The sequence below is a fragment of the uncultured Phycicoccus sp. genome (assembly GCF_947495705.1).
Classification (GTDB): Bacteria; Actinomycetota; Actinomycetes; order Actinomycetales; family Dermatophilaceae; genus Phycicoccus.
In genome coordinates this window covers 1-317 of sequence record NZ_CANLZR010000025.1, presented here as the reverse complement: position 1 = coordinate 317, position 317 = coordinate 1, and the positions used below count along the sequence as shown (strand labels likewise).

General features: G+C 80.1%; 1 protein-coding gene. It reads left to right on the top strand.

What is annotated here, in order from left to right:
* The coding region (locus Q0963_RS16510) for a DUF222 domain-containing protein (protein WP_299448177.1) at positions 1–317 on the top strand (317 nt) is incomplete at both ends.

The window sequence follows — 317 nt, the reverse complement described above, 5'->3', positions numbered from 1 at the left end:
GGGCCGCGGCTGGCGGCGATGGACCCGGCCCGGGTGACGTCCGTGACGCGCTCGGTGGCGGCCCGGGTCGCGGCCGGGCAGGTCGCCGCGCACGCGGAGCGGGCCCGGCGCGCGCGCAGCGTGCAGGTCCGCCCGGGGGTCGACGGGCTGAGCGAGTGGTACGCGGCACTGCCGACCGCCACCAGCGCAGCGGCGTGGTCGGCGGTCGACACCCTCGCCGCCGAGTACCGGGGCCTCGACCCGGGGCTGTCGGTGCCGGAGTCCCGCGCGGACGCGTTCGGGGACCTGCTGCTGCGCACCGTGCAGGTCACCGCCCA